Below are 15,788 nucleotides of genomic sequence, written 5' to 3'. Positions count from 1 at the left end.
CAAACAATTTTTGTTTGGCACTGTCAGTAAATTTTAGTTGCTGCTATGCTTTGCTTCAATTTGACCTTTAACTGTCTCAACTGCCTGATTCAAGGCATCCTTTGGCTCTGCTTTGCCTGTTGCGATTGTCTGCAGGGCAGCATCAACCGGTGTCCAAACTTCATTCATTTCCGGAATATTCGGAGTCAATTCAGAGAATTGCGACTGTTCAGCAACTGCTTTTGCTATTTCGCTTTCCTTCACAGCCGGATCATCAGCTAATGCCTGTACAGCCGGTACTTCCTGTGTCAATTCGTATCTTGTTTTTGAATTTTCCTCATTAGTCAAATATACTGCCAGCTTTTCAGCAAGCTCTGCGTCTTGAGAATAAGAGCTGACATTGTAGCTTTTCACGCCGATAAATGCACTCATATTTTTACTGTTAGAAAGCTCTGGCAATTTCACAACACCATAGTTGATGCCAGCTTTTTTAAATGGCTCAACATTCCATGGTCCGGAAATAATTGCAGCAGCTTTTCCTTCTGTGAATAATGACTCTAGCACATTGATTCCTTGTTCGCCGATAATTCCAGCTGGAAACAGTCCTTCTTTATAGAACTTCTGAATATATTGTGCACCTTCTAATGCCCCAGCATTGTTTAAACCAATGTCATCAGGCTTATAAGCACCGCTTTCATCTTCACCAAAAATATAACCGCCGTAGCCGCTTAACACGCTTTGTGCATAGTAAATTTGGTCAAATAAAGCAAGGAATCCGTATTTGTCCCCAGATGTGTTTTGCTTGGAATATTCATACCATTCATCCAATGTTTTTGGCAGTTCTTCTTCTGAGACCAAATCTTTGTTATAATAAAGCACTGTCGTTTCTACTGCTTTTGGCAAACCGTATACTTTTCCGTCCACTATTTGTGACTGCAGAGCAGACTCTGTATAGATGGATTTTGTGCTGTCATCAACAGCAAGCTCTTTAATAAGTCCTTCCGTAACTGCTGTTCCAATTTGGTCGCCAGCCATTGTTAAAACATCTGGACCAGTTCCTGCAGGACCATCAAGGCGTAAATCCTCGATTTGCTGTGCGTACGGTTTTTCCACTACTTTTACTGTAACATCATTTTCTTCTTCAAACTTAGCAACGATATCTTTAATTCCTTCTGATTTTTCAATATCTTCCCAGACTAATAGATCGTAGTCTTTATTAGATGAAGCTTTCTGTCCGCTTGAACCTTCGCTGTCTTGAGGTCCGCAGGCTGCCAGTGATAAAGTTAAAGCGATGCCTCCAATCAGGCTTAAATACTTTTTAGACTTTTTCATATATAGGACATCCTTTCCAATAGTTTTCCTAATTGCACCAATTGATGTGAAAGCGTTTCACTAAAATCAATATAGCACCGGTAAAGAAATATGTAAACAATTATTTTACTTTATTAAGTAAATTTTTTTACGAAATTATTTTTCTTCACAAAAAAAAGCAGCACTCTTTACAGTGCTGCTTTTAGCTTAATTCGTGCTTCTTCTTATAATAAGCTCTGAGCCTAAATATAAGGTTTTAACCACTTTTCTTTTCTCCACTACCTGCTCTAACAATAAGGTGATGGCGTTTTTGCAAATTTCCTTCATATCAATATGAAAAGTAGTCAGCGGCGGCGATACATATTTGGCAATACTGATATTATTTATGCTGATAATACTGACTCTGTTAGGTATGGATATACCATGCTCATTCAATGCCTGCAGGCAGCCCACCGCAATTGGATCAGCAGCGGTGAAGAACGCCGTCGGCATATCGTCACCAAGCTTTTTAATGGCTCTGCCCATCAAAGTATAGCCGTTCTCCACAGAAAAGCCTCTTCTGCAGAAAATGTAGCTTTCGTTTAAAAGCCCTCTTTCCGCCATAATTTCCCGGAAGATTTTTTCCCTGACATCCATTTCATCCTTATCTGTATTGGGGTTATGATAAGTACCACTGACTAAGCCAATTTCCGTATGTCCTTTTTCCATTAAGAAATCTATCGTTTTTTTCGTAATTTGCGCCAAATCAGGCCGAACAGAATCAAAATGATCCGGATCAGGAGTAGTATCAATAAATACCCCGTTTGTGGTAATCTTTCTTAAATAAGCTAACTCTGTTTCTGTAAAAGAACCGACAGCAATAAATCCTTCTATTGTATCTGGTATGCTAATGATTCCTTCTGATATTTTATATGTAGACATTTCAACATTTGCTTTCTTTGCTGATTTTTCAATCTCAATCCGCATTTCCTTGAAATATATATCTTCAAGCTCTTCTGTGTCTGTGAGCCAATATAAAAAAGCAATGTTTTTAACTAGCGGTCTTACTGTTTTCTTTCGGTAATTGAGCTTTTCTGCCACTTCATAAATTTTTTCTCTTGTCTCATCTGGAACAGATAAACTTTTATCATTATTTAATACACGGGAAACCGTCGAAACCGAAAACCCTGATTCTTCTGCGATATCTTTAATGGTAGCCATCTTTTACCTCCATGCCTTATCATTCACCATTTTCATCTATGTAATGAACTTTAATAGCTCTTTTTAATCAGTAAATTTTTTTACTTATTTTTTACTAAATTATATTAAATAATAATGATGATGTAAACTGTTTTTTCAAAATGCCACGAATTTAAAAAAATCACTATATTTTTTATTGCGTCCTCTGCAGAATAGTAGTAATCTGAACATAGACTTAATTAAATTAATTAACAAAGTTAAAACAGTCGATAACAGGAGGCTATTATGAATACTAACTATCCTTTACTTGAAACATATCAGTCTATTTTTTCTACAGATACTGCGCCTCGGAAGTTCTTTGCTCCAGGCAGAATCAATCTGATTGGTGAGCATACAGACTATAATGGCGGCCATGTCTTTCCTGCATCCATCTCTTATGGAACTTACGCACTAGCTACAAAACGGGATGATTCTGTCTTTCGTTTCTATTCTGTTAACTTTTCTGATAGCGGTATCATTGAATGTGACCTGTCTTCATTAGCATACGATAAGGCTCATGACTGGGCAAATTATCCAAAAGGCATGATTCATCATTTACGAGAAGCCGGCTTTTCAATCGATACTGGTGCAGATATCTTGTTTTACGGCGATATTCCAAACGGCGCCGGCCTCTCTTCTTCTGCTTCAATCGAGCTTGTGACAGGTGTACTCCTTCAAGGTCTGTTCGACCTTCCAATTGAGCGCATACCGATGATAAAACTTGGGCAAAAAGTCGAAAACAGCTATATTGGAGTTAACAGCGGGATAATGGACCAGTTTGCAATTGGAATGGGTAAGAAGGATTCTGCTATTTTGCTAGACTGTCAAACATTAGAGTATAAGTATGCACCGATTAAGCTGGCAAACCATGTAATCATGATCATCAATACAAATAAACAGCGCACCCTTGCTGGTTCAAAGTATAATGAGCGCCGCTCCCAATGCGAAGCCGCCTTAAGTGATCTTCAGACAGAGCTGTCCATTGAAAGCTTAGGTGCTTTGACGGTTGAGGAATTTGATAATGCAAAACATCTTATTAAAGACCCAGTTAATCTATTGCGTGCAAAGCATGCTGTCTATGAAAATGCGCGAACATTGGAAGCGCTGTCCGCATTAAACAATGGCGACCTTAATAGATTCGGTGAGCTGATGAATCAATCACATGTCAGCTTAAAAGAAGATTATGAAGTGACTGGAACTGAACTGGACACAATTGTCGAAGCAGCATGGAATCAAGCTGGCGTTATCGGGGCACGTATGACTGGTGCAGGCTTCGGCGGATGCGCGATTGCGATTGTGGAAGAAGATAAAGCAGAGGATTTCAAAAAGAATGTTAATGAAATTTATCTAAAGAAGATTGGTTATGAAGCAACCTTTTATAAAGCGACTATCGGCGACGGAGCAAAAGAAATTTAAAAAGGTGGGTTATTTATGAGCATTTTAGTGGTAGGCGGAGCAGGCTATGTTGGATCGCACGCTGTGCATCAGCTGCATGATCGTGGGCAAAAAGTAATTATTATCGATAATTTAGAGACTGGCAACAAAGAGGCTATCCATCCTGATGCATCATTTTATGAGGGAGATATTCGTGATATGAATTTCCTCCGTTCTGTTTTTGCACAGGAAGAAATTGAGGCAGTTATTCACTTTGCTGCCAACTCTCTTGTCGGCGAATCAATGGAGAACCCGCTTAAATATTATGATAACAATGTTCACGGTACACAAATGCTGCTTGAGGCAATGGTAGAGTTTAACGTAAAGAATATTGTGTTCTCTTCTACCGCAGCAACTTATGGCGAGCCGGACACAGTTCCTATTACAGAGGATATGGCAACGAATCCAGCTAATCCTTACGGAGAAACGAAGCGGGCTATGGAGAGAATGATAGAATGGGCTGACAAGGCTTACGGCATAAAGTATGTATCACTGCGTTATTTCAATGTAGCAGGAGCAAGAGAAACAGGGGAAATTGGAGAAGACCATGATCCTGAAACACATCTTATCCCGATTATTCTGCAGGCTGCCTTGAACAAGCGCCCATTTGTTACCATATATGGTGATGACTATAACACTCCGGACGGTACATGCATAAGAGATTATATTCACGTGGAGGATCTCATTGACGCCCATTTACTAGCCGTACAATATTTACAACAAGGCGGCAAAAGTGATATTTTCAATCTTGGCAGCAGCCAAGGCTTCTCTGTTAAGGAGCTTGTCGATACAGCCCGTACAATAACAGGCAAAGAAATCCCTGCTGTTATCGGTCCGCGCCGTGCCGGCGATCCGAGCACCTTAATTGCAAGTTCTGCTAAAGCAAAAGAAGTTCTTGGCTGGAAGCCGAGCAGAACTTCCATTGAGCAGATTATGAAGGATGCCTGGAACTGGCACTTGTCCCATCCGAACGGATACAAGAAGGAAGTGGCCAGATGATTTATGCTTATATAGACAAACTTGTCCAAAAAGCAAAGGAAGCAGAGTTGATTGAAGCTGCGGATGTCATTTATGTAAGAAATCAAGTAATACAGCTTTTTAAACTGGAAGCTTTTCCAGAAGAATCTGCTGTCGAGAAACTTTCTGATGACCTTTCTATTCATGATGTAATCGACTGGCTTGTTTCCTATGCCACTGATCAAGCTATTATCGAGAACTTATTGGATATGAAGGACATTTTCGCCGCCAATTTAATGAATTGTTTTGTAGCTCGTCCTTCAGCGGTTAGGGAGACGTTTTACGATAAATATAAACAAGCACCGACAGCTGCAACAGCTTACTTTTATCAATTAAGTAAGAACAGCAACTATATACAAATGAACAGAATAAAAAATAATATTTCCTATAAAATTGATACAGCATACGGCGTTATGGATATTACCATTAACCTGTCCAAGCCTGAAAAAGATCCAGAGGAAATTAAGCGGGAACGTGCGATGAAGAAGGATGTTCATTATCCAAAATGCCTGCTTTGCAAAGAAAACGAAGGCTATGCCGGCCGTATCGGCCATCCTGCCAGATCGAACCATCGGATTATTCCTATTGAGCTTGCAGGTGAAACTTGGAACTTACAATATTCACCTTATGTTTATTATAATGAGCACAGCATTGTCTTTTCAGACGAACACAGAGATATGAAAATTGACCGTCAAGCATTCGAAAGACTGCTGCATTTTACCGAGAAATTTCCTCATTATTTCATCGGTTCTAACGCAGATTTGCCGATTGTCGGCGGCTCTATTCTCAGTCATGACCATTATCAAGGCGGCTGTTATGAATTCGCGATGACTCGAGCAGAGGACAGCTTCCAATTTCCCTTAAATAATTTTCCTGACGTCACTGCGTCTGTCCTTAAATGGCCGATGTCAGTGATTCGATTGAGAGGGAAAAGCAGCATAGAGCTTGTCAATGCTGGAGAGCTAATTCTAAAATCTTGGAGAGGCTATTCTGATAAAGCAGCACATATTCATGCATTTACAGAAGATGTGCCTCATAATACCATTACGCCGATTGCCAGAGTTCGAAACGGGTCCTTTGAGCTTGACCTTGTTTTAAGAAACAATCGGACAACAGCTGAACATCCGCTCGGTATTTTCCACCCTCATGCTGATGTGCATCATATCAAAAAAGAAAACATCGGCTTGATTGAAGTGATGGGGCTGGCAGTCCTTCCGCCCCGCTTAAAAGAGGAGCTTGGTGAAATCACAAAGCTTTTACTCGGGAAAGAAAATGCGGTTAAAGATTATCATCAGCAATGGGCTGATGCTATTGTTCAAGAATACGGGATCATCTCCACTGTTTCTGAAGCAGAACAGATTGTCAAAAAAGAGTTAGGCAAAAAATTCGTGAGAGTGCTTGAAGATGCTGGTGTCTTTAAAGAAAAACAATCCTTTCAGCGCTTCCTCGATATATTAAACTAAACGTACAAAAAAAGCTGAACCTAAGTGCAGGTTCAGCTTTTTTAACTTTGGTCAAACAGCTCGACAAGCAGCAAGGATACAGCTCCTAATACAGTAGCATCATCTCCTAAGCTCGTTGCCACCACTTCTGTTTTTGCTGCTTCTTTCGTCAATGCTGTTCTTTCGATTTTTCTTTGGATGGCAGGCAGCAAATACTGCTCGCTTTTCATGACGCCTCCGCCCAGCACAATTTTATCAGGGTTGAGCAAATGAATTAAATTCGTCAAGCCGATTCCAATCATTTCGCCGATTTGCGAAAGGAAGTCGGCATGAACCTCGCTGCCTGCCTGCGCTAAAGCGAATATCTCCTCACCACTTATCCGCTCGCCGCAAATACCAATCGAGCGCTCTTCTATTGCGTTGCCGCTTATTAATGTTTGCAGGCAGCCTTGATTTCCACATTCACATACTGCACCATGGAGATCAATCGTCATATGGCCGAATTCTCCAGCTATTCCCTGTGCCCCGTGATGGAGCTTGCCATTCAAAACAAGTCCGGCACCGACACCTCTGCCAATATTTATTGCCACCATGCTGTTCACACCACCATGCCCGCCAAACCATGACTCTCCTAATGCCATTGCCCTTGCATCATTTTCCACTCTTATCGTCATGCCGAATTCTTCCTCGAAAAGCTCTTTAACACGTATATTGCGTAAGCTTATATTCGGAGCAACAAGCACCTCTCCTGCATCGACATCAACTACACCGTGCATAGCCATGCCAATCCCAATAACTTGCTCCTTATCAATGCCTGAACAAAGAAATAGATTTATTACAGCTTGCTTTAACGTTCCAATAAACGCTTCATTCGTAATTGGCACCTGCAATTTTGCTGTGCTGCGATCATAGATCTTCCCTGTTAAATCTGTAAGCACACACTCAACTGTTTCTGGTCCCGCATCCACTCCAACTGCAAAAAAAGCTGTGCTGTTAATATGCAGCATTGTCGGTTTGCGGCCGCCGCTCGATTCGCCAAGCGTACTTTCCACCACAAGCCCTTCTGTCATCAGCTCTTTGACAATACTGCTGACAGTCGGCGGAGTAAGGCTTGTTTCCTTCGCAATCTGCGCTCGCGAAATCGGCTCTGACATCCTGATTTTATTAAGGATGATTGTCTTGTTAACAGACTTCATCCATTGAAAACTGCCACGCTCCACAAAAAAAATCCTCCATTTAAAAGTCCTTCTATATCCTTCATTATACCATAACAGCCTGTGGCTGCCTTCATACTTAGGCGTCCACAGGCTGTTTTAATAGTAAGGATTTAAGTGAATAAGCACTTCTTCAATATTATCATGCTTTTTCATCAGCTTTTGCTTTATTTCTCTCGATAAATCATGCCCTTCCTTGATTGTCTTGTCATGATCGATAGAAATCCGCAAATCGACAAGCACATAATGACCATGTTCACGTGCTCTGAGCCGGTCTATTCTTTTTACCTCTGAAAAAGAAGAGATGATTTGCTCATAATCACTTAAGATAGCAGAATCAATATTGCGCTCAAGCAGAATATCAAAAGCTTCTTTGAGCATTTCCCTCGATATTCTGAAAATCAAATATGCCACAATAATACTCGCAACTTTATCGCCAAACAGCAAAAGCTTGATGTCGAACTTATCTCCTATAATGGAGAGAATAACACCAGCTGCTGCTGCAATACTTGCAACAATATCTGCTTTATGATCATACGCGATTGCCTCGATTGCTTTACTTTTTTGGTCATTAGCAATTTTCATGCTGTACCTGTATAAGTATTCCTTTGCGCCATATGAAATAATGGCAATCCACATAGCAAGTATATTCGGAGCTGTAATCGGGTGAAACAGGCCGATGATTGCTTCATAAACAACATATAAAGACACCGCAAACAGAACAATTCCAACAATTCCAGAAACAATGATTTCCGCTTTTCCATGTCCGTATGGGTGTTCAAGATCTGCCGGTTTGTTTGCTATTTTAATAACAAACAATACAATGACAGAAGCAAAAACATCTGCAGCTGAATGAATACCATCTGCAAACACAGCGTCACTGTTTGCCGCCCAGCCGACTACCAGTTTTCCTATCGTTAATATTACATTGCTTATAACGCTAATCCAAGCTACTTTTTTCGCAATTCGTTCTCTTGTCGACAAAGCAATACTTCCCCTCTAAAAAAATCACCTTTGTATCTTAACAAACGCGAACCTTATGGGTCTAGAGAAAAATTGTTGGTCATTACCACAACTATTCACCTAGCCAAAATACAGATACGTTAACCGTTTATATGACGGAAAGCCAAAAAGATGAGACACCATTCATTATTGGAAATTTTCTTCAATTTAAACAGAGGAATCGTTAATTAGATATAAGAGGGATTATTGCCGCCTGCTATTTTTAGAAAGTTGGCGGCAATAACCAAAGGCTTATTTAGAAATGAACATTTGAGTCCAATGATGTCCTGTTGCATAGTAACCTACACCTATTTGAGTGAAGGAGCTGCTTAAAATATTTGCTCTATGGCCGCTTGAATTCATCCAGGAATTTACGACCTGCTGCGCCGTTGTCTGTCCTTTAGCAATATTTTCACCAGCTGATCTATAGCTGATTCCATATGCTTTCATCATGTCAAAAGGTGATCCATAAGTTGGACTCGTATGACTGAAATAATTCTTTTGTGCCATATCCATCGACTTGTCTCTTGCTACTCTCGATAATTCCCAGTTTTCTGTTAAAGGAGCAAGGCCTGCTTTTTGTCTTTCGATATTACATAATCTAATTACTTCACGTTCTACTGTTTTAACAGAATCGATATTCGGAATGTTTAAGCTTTGGCCAGGGTAAATAAGGCTTGGGTTTTTAATTTGAGGGTTAGCTCCAATAATTTCCCTTAAGCCTATTTGATATTTAACAGCTATTTTCCACATAGAATCTCCGCTTTTGACTGTATATGTATCAGCAAAAGCCATTGTAGGAACAGCAAATAAACACAGAAGCGCCATTACTAGTTTTTTCATGTTTTCACCTCCTTATCGAAGATAAGATGCGTCTTTTCCGGTAAAAATATTCAAAAAAATATCCCGATTCTTATTCCAGAAAAAAGATAATATGTTGGTGACATCTTGATTAATTAATGATAATATTATGGTATATTAAATCATAAACATTGGGGAGGATAATATGCCGTTAATACGCTTCGATATGTATGAAGGAAGATCTGAGACAGAAATCAAAAAAATACTTGATGTATCTCACCGTGTCATGGTAGAGGCATTTCAGGTGCCAGAAAGAGACAGATATCAGATTGTTTCCCAGCACAAATCATATGAAATGGTCATTGAGGATACAGGGCTTGGTTTTTCGAGAAGTGAAAATGTCCTCATAATAAGTGTGACAAGCAGATACCGCACCCCTGATCAGAAACAGACATTTTATAAAAGCCTGACAGATGAACTTGAACGCCAATGCGGGATTACCCCAAATGACGTTATGGTATCCTTTACGATAAACAATGATGAGGATTGGAGCTTTGGGTTTGGAGAAGCACAATTTTTGACTGGTAAGTTGACATAATAAAAAGGGCAGAGTGGATTCTCTGCCCTTTTTGTTATGTTGTTATCTTTCGATTTTCTCTGCATGGTATAATTCTGCTTCAAGCGGTGCAGCTAAATATTCGCCTGCTTTAGAAACAAATCCTTGGAAATGGCTGCTTTTGTTGTGGCTTTCGATAGCAGCTTGGTCTTTCCAGCCTTCAATCATTAAATAAGTGTTTTCTTCTTCTACACTTTTCACAAGATTATAGGCAACATTTCCTTCTTCTGCTTGTGATGCTTTAACTAAAGCTTGTACCTCATTTAAAAATGCTGCTTCTTTACCTTCTTGTAATTTCATTTTTGCGTGAATAATGAACATAGTTATTTCCTCCTTATAATTTGTATAATAAGCGGCTGCAGCTGACTTGCTTAAGGCAGGCAGCCGCACTTAAACTGTATCTAAGCTATCTTATATTTCAACCGTAGACACATTTTTACTCAAGCGGGAGAGCATATCAAGCAATGTTTCCTGCTCGCTTGAACTAAAACCGTTTAACGTCTGTTCAATAAAGCTTTTTTTCGCCTGAAGGGAAACGGTAATTTCCTCCCGGCCGCCTTCTGTTAAACTAACTAACGTGACACGGTTATCCTCCGCTTTTTTACGGCGCGATATTAGTCCTGCTGCTTCAAGCTGTTTCAAATGCCTTGTAACTGCTGCATTATCAATGTTAACTTCCTTCTGCAGGGCACTCTGGCTTATCTCATCAGCATTATAGAGGCAATGCAAGATCTCAATCCTTGTCGGACTGGAGCCTAAACAGGACTCAAACTTTGTATTTACATTATTATTCAGCTTTTGCAGCTGATAAAAAATCTGGAGCTGTATGAGGCAATCATTACTCATGGTATTCTCCTTCCAAACAATTAGTTGACATGTCAATAATTGATACATCAAATATAAACCTATTTTCTCCAATTGTCAAAGAATTAATTCAAAAAACCGCTTCTGTTTAAGAAGCGGCTTATCTATCATCTGTACAAATTACTGTGGTGAGCCAACCACACGGCTGCCCCTTCTTACAAAGCCGTAATAAGACAGCAGCGCCAAAAAGCTCGCTAAAAACATAATCACACCCATCGGAAGGGCTGTTTGCTCGCCGGCAATACCTACTAGAGGCGCGGATATGGATCCTAAAATAAATGGAAGCAAACCGAGCAATGCAGATGCACTTCCTGCAATATGACCTTGTGTTTCCATCGCTAATGAGAAAGATGTTGTTGAAATAATTCCAATGGACGACACAAAAAAGAAAATGGGAATAACAATGGCTAGCAATGGGGCATGAAGCAACAGGGCAATGAATAAGGTAATACCTGAAAGATTGGCAATAAGGAGGCCAATTTGCAGGAAAGTCCTCTCAGAAACAGTATCTGCAAACCTTCCGACAAGCTGGGAGCCAATCATTAAAGCAATTCCGTTCATTCCAAACAGCAGACTGAATGTTGTTGGCGAAACGCCGTAAATATTTTGATAAACAAACGGTGTCCCTGAAACATAGGCAAAGATCCCTGCTACAATAAAGCCTTGTGTAAGTGCATATCCTCTGAATTGGCGATCCTTTAGAAGCGTCCCGAAATTCCGCAAAATTTGCCCTATATTACTCGGCACTCGTTTCTCAGGAGGCAATGTTTCCTTAAGACGCAAAGAAACAGTAAGTGATAGGATTACTCCTACACATGCAAGCACAAGAAATACAACATTCCAATCGCCAAACTTGAGTATCGTGCTTCCTGCGACAGGTGCTAAGATTGGTCCCAAGTTATTAACAAGCATTAATAACGCAAAGAATTTCGTCAATTCCTTGCCGCTGTAAACATCGCGGACAATCGCCCTTGAGATAACAATCCCGCCGGCTGCTGAAAAGCCTTGGACAAAGCGTGCTACAATAAAGAAGTAAATATTTGGGGCAAAAGAACAAATGACAGAAGCGATTAAGTAAACAATCAGGAAAATGACTAAAGGTTTTCTCCGTCCTATAACATCACTCATCGGCCCTATTACTAGCTGGCCCGCTCCTAAGCCAAGCAGACAGGTAGTCAAGCTAATCTGAACTAGGGAGGCTGTCGTGCCGTAATCCTTCACAATGGTCGGGAAGGATGGCAGGTACATATCGATCGTAAGCGGACCTAAAATAGCCAGTGAACCAAGCAGGAATGCTAAACGCAGCCTTTTATTTCTTTCCAGTACATCGGACAAAATCTTTCCACCTTCCTATATTTTTAATTAACTTTTGCTAGCTTCTATCATAACTTGATATCCTCCCTTTGAATAGCTGAAATCGTTATTTTTAGATAAAATATTTCTATATACTAAGGATTATGCTAACCTTCGTTGATTTCCCCTGTCAGCACTGACTCAACAATGTCATCTCCCCCCACCCACTTTTTAAAATCAAGCACTAACGGATGAGCGCTTTTAGCAAGAGCAGTCTTAATTAAGCCTTGATCGAAAGCATAAGAGAAAGTATGAATGGTTCCGAAGAAGTCCTGATAATCTGTGAAAAACAGCGGAGATGTGTCCTCACTGAAATGCTCAAATAATTTAGTCTGATTCCAGCTGCTTCCCATCAATTTCTCCAAATGAGTCTGCCTTTGAAGCGATCCCGCTATATTTGTACGGTTTTTTGTGGTCATCTTCTTATGCTTGAAGTGATTTGTACATGCTAGTGAGCCATTCCCCCAAAGAACTTCCACTTTTTCGGGACAGGTTTCCACAGTTGCCATATTTCCTTTTTCATCACCAATGGAGAAATTATAGCAAGCCGCATGAGGAATTAATTTTAATAAACAGACAGCCTCCTCCACGGTCGAACAGTTATCCAGCACTATTCTGCAGCTTACCCATGGGGAAACTCCTTTTCTATATCCTTCATTGCTGACAAAATGCAAACCAATTACAAGCCCTTTTTCATTTACGCCGTCATGCCTTCCAAGCAGCTGTAAATTGTACCCCGCTGAAGCGTACTGACTGTTGGTTTGAATCATGGAAAAAATGCCATCATATAAAAGGGGCGAAAAATCATAGTTTCTTGTATAAACACCATTATCAATGAGCGTTGTACAGCCCATTGCTTTTGTCTTTGGGACATCATAACCGCTAAAACAGGCTGCAGCCGATGTATAGCTAACTTCTAGCTTTTCTGCCACACCTTGAAGCTCCTCTAGAAGATGTGGAGCAAGTTCCCTATAGATGGCTTCCATATTGCGCCAATCAATCGTTTCTTTTGTTACATGTTTATACATAGTCAGCAAATCTGGCTGTTTCTTCAAGAAAACTCCATAATCCTTACCGATTTCAAAGGAACTTTTTCTCAGCTGCCAAATATAAGCCTTGAAAGTTGTCATTTATATGCCCCCTAAATTAAAATTGTAGCAGAGCAAGCTTGCACTGCTATTATAATTAGTTTATATCCGACAGACTGATGAGACCTGTCAATTTTTGCTCATTGAGAACAGAAATAAAAACTTTCTTCGTTTTAAGAGGAGGCTGCATCATCTAATAAGGAGATTCTAGGGACATGAACAGTGGAAAATTTGAAATTACAGTGAATCCCTCAGCCAAATCAATTGATATGATTATTGCGGGGACTTTTACACCTGAAAAGGTAGAGGAGTTTCTTGCTGAATACGCTTTACAGGTAAATTGCATCCCATCTTGTGAGCACACATTAAGAATTAACTGTTTAGATATTGATGTGCTGACACAGGCAATGATTCCATATATGGAGCGCTGTTTCCGTGTTTACCAGGAAACAGGATGCAAAAGCATGATTCTCATTATTAACAAAAGCCCCATGCTTAAAATGCAATTTAATCGTATCATTAAAAACACTGGTTTTGAGAATGCTGCCATACTAGAGGTATAATTGACCTGAATATGGACGCATAAAAAAAGGCAAAGCAGCGTTGCTGCCTTTGCCTTTTTAGGGGATACGTGATTTACACTTTAAACTTCTGGATAAGTTCTTGCAAGCTTTCGGCAAGATTTGCTAGAGAAGACGACGATGCTGCAATCTCTTCCATTGACGCCACTTGCTCTTCTGTCGCAGCGGACACATTTTCAGTATTTGCTGCCGCTTCCCCTGCCATGCTGTTTACTTCCATTACCGATACATTAATAACTTCTGTATTCTCCTTCAATTCTTTCAACGAAGTGAACACATTCTCAAACAAGCTGACTAAGTCCAGAACAGACACTTCTATTTTACCGAAGGATTCTCCTGCATTTTTCACAATGTTTAAGCCTAAATCAACTTCATTTTTTGCACTTGACATAGATTGAATCGTAACTCTTGTATCGCCTTGAATTTGACCGATAAGACTTGTGATCTGCTCTGCAGATTGGGCAGACTGTTCAGCCAGCTTTCTTACTTCATCGGCTACTACAGCAAAGCCCTTGCCTTGCTCTCCTGCTCTTGCAGCTTCAATAGCTGCATTAAGTGCAAGCAAGTTTGTCTGTGAAGAGATGTCCGTAATTGCCTTTGTGATTTCGCCGATTTCTTTAATACGTCCTTCCAACGTATCAATAGACATAGCTAAGTTCCCAACATTTGTATTAATCGAATTCATTTGAGCTGTTACTTCCTCAATGTTTTGCAGCCCTTCTTTTGACGCTTCAGCTGTAGAGGAGGCTGTTTGCGCTACTTTTTCTGCGTTTTCGGAGATTTTTTCCGTGCTTGCCGTTACATTGTTAATTCCCTCTGAGCTTGATGCCATTAATCTCATTTGATTCTCTGAGCTTGATGCAAGCTCCTGAATCGTCTCTGAGATATGCTCACTCGCTTTGCTGCTTTCCTCTGAGCTTGCACTTAATTCCTCAGAAGAGGAAGCGAGAGCTTGAGATGTTTCACCGATTGTTTCCACAAGCTCTTTGATTCCGTCAGCCATACTATTGAAGCTTAAAGACAGAGAGCCTACTTCATCCTTCGATGCATAGTCAGATCTTTGAGAGAAATCGCCATTTTCTCCACTTTCCATTAAACCTTTTAGCTTTTTAATTGGATTTGTGATTGTCCGTGAAATATAGAGACCGAATAATACAGACAGCACTAGAAATACCGCAATAATGCTGATGGAAAGCACAAGCGTTGTACTGTAATTATCTTTGTTTTCCTGTGCGATTTTACTTGCCTGGTCTTCATTTGCCTTTTGTAATGATTCGAGCAAATCTGTCATTTCTTCCCGTTTTCTTATTACTTCTTCAGAATAAAGACGATATGCTTCTGCATTTTTATTGTCCAATGCTAATGCTAAAGCTTCATTTGTTGTTTCACTGATTTCAGTCAGTGACTGTTTATATTGATCAAGCGCTGTCTGTTCCTCTGAAGACAAATCCAGCTGGTCTAATTTGCTTACATACTGATCTATTTCGTCAGTTGTTTTCTTGTACATTTCATTAAGCTGACTATTTCTTATGTCATCCTCATTTAACATCAGCTCTAAAACAAACCGATCTGTCGCCTGATCGTCGCTTACTATTTTAGCCACCCATGTGTTTGGTATTAGGCGGTCATTATACATCTCTTCAGATCCGTCAGCCATGTTTTTCATACCATTAATAGCATAAATTCCGACTGTAATTAATGATATAGCACTGAATATAATGATCATTAATATTTTAATAGAAATTTTACTGTTTTTTATCACTTTCATGCCTTTCGCTCCTCATTTTATATTTATCTCCCCTACTTGCTCTATCGTCCAACTCTACCTTAAACATTAGCACTTTATAAAATTTATTATTCTTGCAAAT

General features: G+C 39.9%; 15 protein-coding genes. 5 read left to right on the top strand and 10 right to left on the bottom strand.

From position 1 onward, the window contains the following. Positions 1–33: 33 nt before the first annotated feature. The gene (locus tag MKX82_RS05345; protein ID WP_341075504.1) at positions 34–1,311 is read right to left on the bottom strand and encodes a sugar ABC transporter substrate-binding protein; all 1,278 of its coding nucleotides are present in this window, start codon (positions 1,309–1,311) and stop codon (positions 34–36) included. A gap of 186 nt (positions 1,312–1,497) precedes the next feature. Next, on the bottom strand, positions 1,498–2,490 hold the full coding sequence (locus MKX82_RS05340; protein WP_233317138.1) for a LacI family DNA-binding transcriptional regulator: 993 nt from the start codon (positions 2,488–2,490) through the stop codon (positions 1,498–1,500). Positions 2,491–2,754: 264 nt separating this feature from the next. Between MKX82_RS05340 and MKX82_RS05335 the strand changes: the two genes are divergently transcribed. From MKX82_RS05335 to MKX82_RS05325, 3 genes are read left to right on the top strand one after another with little or no spacing between them, the layout of a single operon-like run. Then, positions 2,755–3,924: a galactokinase gene (locus MKX82_RS05335; RefSeq protein ID WP_341075500.1), complete on the top strand. Its 1,170-nt coding sequence runs from the start codon at positions 2,755–2,757 to the stop codon at positions 3,922–3,924. Positions 3,925–3,939: 15 nt separating this feature from the next. Next, entirely contained in the window at positions 3,940–4,941 is a 1,002-nt protein-coding gene (gene galE, locus MKX82_RS05330) for a UDP-glucose 4-epimerase GalE (RefSeq protein WP_233317140.1), read from the top strand. Next, the gene (locus MKX82_RS05325; protein ID WP_341075496.1) at positions 4,938–6,422 is read left to right on the top strand and encodes a UDP-glucose--hexose-1-phosphate uridylyltransferase; all 1,485 of its coding nucleotides are present in this window, start codon (positions 4,938–4,940) and stop codon (positions 6,420–6,422) included. Before galE ends, MKX82_RS05325 begins: the two co-directional genes overlap by 4 nt. Before the next feature lie 41 nt (positions 6,423–6,463). On the opposite strand, the gene MKX82_RS05320 is transcribed toward MKX82_RS05325, so the two are convergent. The 3 genes from MKX82_RS05320 to safA form a co-directional block, all read right to left on the bottom strand. After that, complete coding sequence (locus MKX82_RS05320; RefSeq protein ID WP_341075494.1) at positions 6,464–7,621, bottom strand: ROK family transcriptional regulator; 1,158 nt, start codon at positions 7,619–7,621, stop codon at positions 6,464–6,466. Between the two features lie 93 nt (positions 7,622–7,714). After that, complete coding sequence (locus MKX82_RS05315) at positions 7,715–8,599, bottom strand: cation diffusion facilitator family transporter (protein WP_233317143.1); 885 nt, start codon at positions 8,597–8,599, stop codon at positions 7,715–7,717. A gap of 270 nt (positions 8,600–8,869) precedes the next feature. Continuing rightward, entirely contained in the window at positions 8,870–9,460 is a 591-nt protein-coding gene (gene safA, locus MKX82_RS05310) for a SafA/ExsA family spore coat assembly protein (protein ID WP_233317144.1), read from the bottom strand. 163 nt (positions 9,461–9,623) lie between these two features. Here safA and MKX82_RS05305 point away from each other — a divergent pair, with 163 nt between their 5' ends. After that, complete coding sequence (locus MKX82_RS05305) at positions 9,624–10,016, top strand: tautomerase family protein (protein WP_233317145.1); 393 nt, start codon at positions 9,624–9,626, stop codon at positions 10,014–10,016. Positions 10,017–10,058: 42 nt separating this feature from the next. Here the strand turns inward: MKX82_RS05305 and MKX82_RS05300 are convergent, their stop codons facing one another. From MKX82_RS05300 to MKX82_RS05285, 4 genes are all read right to left on the bottom strand, one after another. Beyond that, a complete protein-coding gene (locus tag MKX82_RS05300) occupies positions 10,059–10,355 on the bottom strand; it encodes a putative quinol monooxygenase (RefSeq protein WP_233317146.1) in 297 nt (98 codons plus the stop codon). Between the two features lie 90 nt (positions 10,356–10,445). After that, positions 10,446–10,880: a MarR family winged helix-turn-helix transcriptional regulator gene (locus tag MKX82_RS05295; protein ID WP_233317147.1), complete on the bottom strand. Its 435-nt coding sequence runs from the start codon at positions 10,878–10,880 to the stop codon at positions 10,446–10,448. 138 nt (positions 10,881–11,018) lie between these two features. Then, complete coding sequence (locus MKX82_RS05290) at positions 11,019–12,233, bottom strand: Bcr/CflA family multidrug efflux MFS transporter (protein ID WP_233317148.1); 1,215 nt, start codon at positions 12,231–12,233, stop codon at positions 11,019–11,021. 125 nt (positions 12,234–12,358) lie between these two features. Then, a complete protein-coding gene (locus MKX82_RS05285) occupies positions 12,359–13,381 on the bottom strand; it encodes a C45 family peptidase (protein WP_341075485.1) in 1,023 nt (340 codons plus the stop codon). 173 nt (positions 13,382–13,554) lie between these two features. Here MKX82_RS05285 and MKX82_RS05280 point away from each other — a divergent pair, with 173 nt between their 5' ends. Beyond that, a complete protein-coding gene (locus MKX82_RS05280) occupies positions 13,555–13,902 on the top strand; it encodes a hypothetical protein (RefSeq protein WP_237941024.1) in 348 nt (115 codons plus the stop codon). A gap of 73 nt (positions 13,903–13,975) precedes the next feature. On the opposite strand, the gene MKX82_RS05275 is transcribed toward MKX82_RS05280, so the two are convergent. Then, a complete protein-coding gene (locus MKX82_RS05275) occupies positions 13,976–15,688 on the bottom strand; it encodes a methyl-accepting chemotaxis protein (RefSeq protein ID WP_341075482.1) in 1,713 nt (570 codons plus the stop codon). Between the last annotated feature and the right edge of the window lie 100 nt (positions 15,689–15,788).

Source organism: Niallia sp. FSL R7-0271 (genome assembly GCF_038005785.1).
In the GTDB taxonomy this organism is placed as follows: Bacteria; Bacillota; Bacilli; order Bacillales; family Cytobacillaceae; genus Niallia.
This window is presented reverse-complemented; position numbering and strand designations above follow the sequence as displayed.

What these genes read in the sequence shown, in the direction of transcription:
- MKX82_RS05285 (WP_341075485.1), bottom strand. Translation starts at nt 13,381, where the DNA reads ATGACAACTTTCAAGGCTTATATTTGGCAGCTGAGAAAAAGTTCCTTT.
- MKX82_RS05280 (WP_237941024.1), top strand. Translation starts at nt 13,555, where the DNA reads ATGAACAGTGGAAAATTTGAAATTACAGTGAATCCCTCAGCCAAATCA.
- MKX82_RS05340 (WP_233317138.1), bottom strand. Translation starts at nt 2,490, where the DNA reads ATGGCTACCATTAAAGATATCGCAGAAGAATCAGGGTTTTCGGTTTCG.
- MKX82_RS05305 (WP_233317145.1), top strand. Translation starts at nt 9,624, where the DNA reads ATGCCGTTAATACGCTTCGATATGTATGAAGGAAGATCTGAGACAGAA.
- galE (WP_233317140.1), top strand. Translation starts at nt 3,940, where the DNA reads ATGAGCATTTTAGTGGTAGGCGGAGCAGGCTATGTTGGATCGCACGCT.
- MKX82_RS05345 (WP_341075504.1), bottom strand. Translation starts at nt 1,311, where the DNA reads ATGAAAAAGTCTAAAAAGTATTTAAGCCTGATTGGAGGCATCGCTTTA.
- MKX82_RS05275 (WP_341075482.1), bottom strand. Translation starts at nt 15,688, where the DNA reads ATGAAAGTGATAAAAAACAGTAAAATTTCTATTAAAATATTAATGATC.
- MKX82_RS05295 (WP_233317147.1), bottom strand. Translation starts at nt 10,880, where the DNA reads ATGAGTAATGATTGCCTCATACAGCTCCAGATTTTTTATCAGCTGCAA.
- MKX82_RS05325 (WP_341075496.1), top strand. Translation starts at nt 4,938, where the DNA reads ATGATTTATGCTTATATAGACAAACTTGTCCAAAAAGCAAAGGAAGCA.
- safA (WP_233317144.1), bottom strand. Translation starts at nt 9,460, where the DNA reads ATGAAAAAACTAGTAATGGCGCTTCTGTGTTTATTTGCTGTTCCTACA.
- MKX82_RS05335 (WP_341075500.1), top strand. Translation starts at nt 2,755, where the DNA reads ATGAATACTAACTATCCTTTACTTGAAACATATCAGTCTATTTTTTCT.
- MKX82_RS05300 (WP_233317146.1), bottom strand. Translation starts at nt 10,355, where the DNA reads ATGTTCATTATTCACGCAAAAATGAAATTACAAGAAGGTAAAGAAGCA.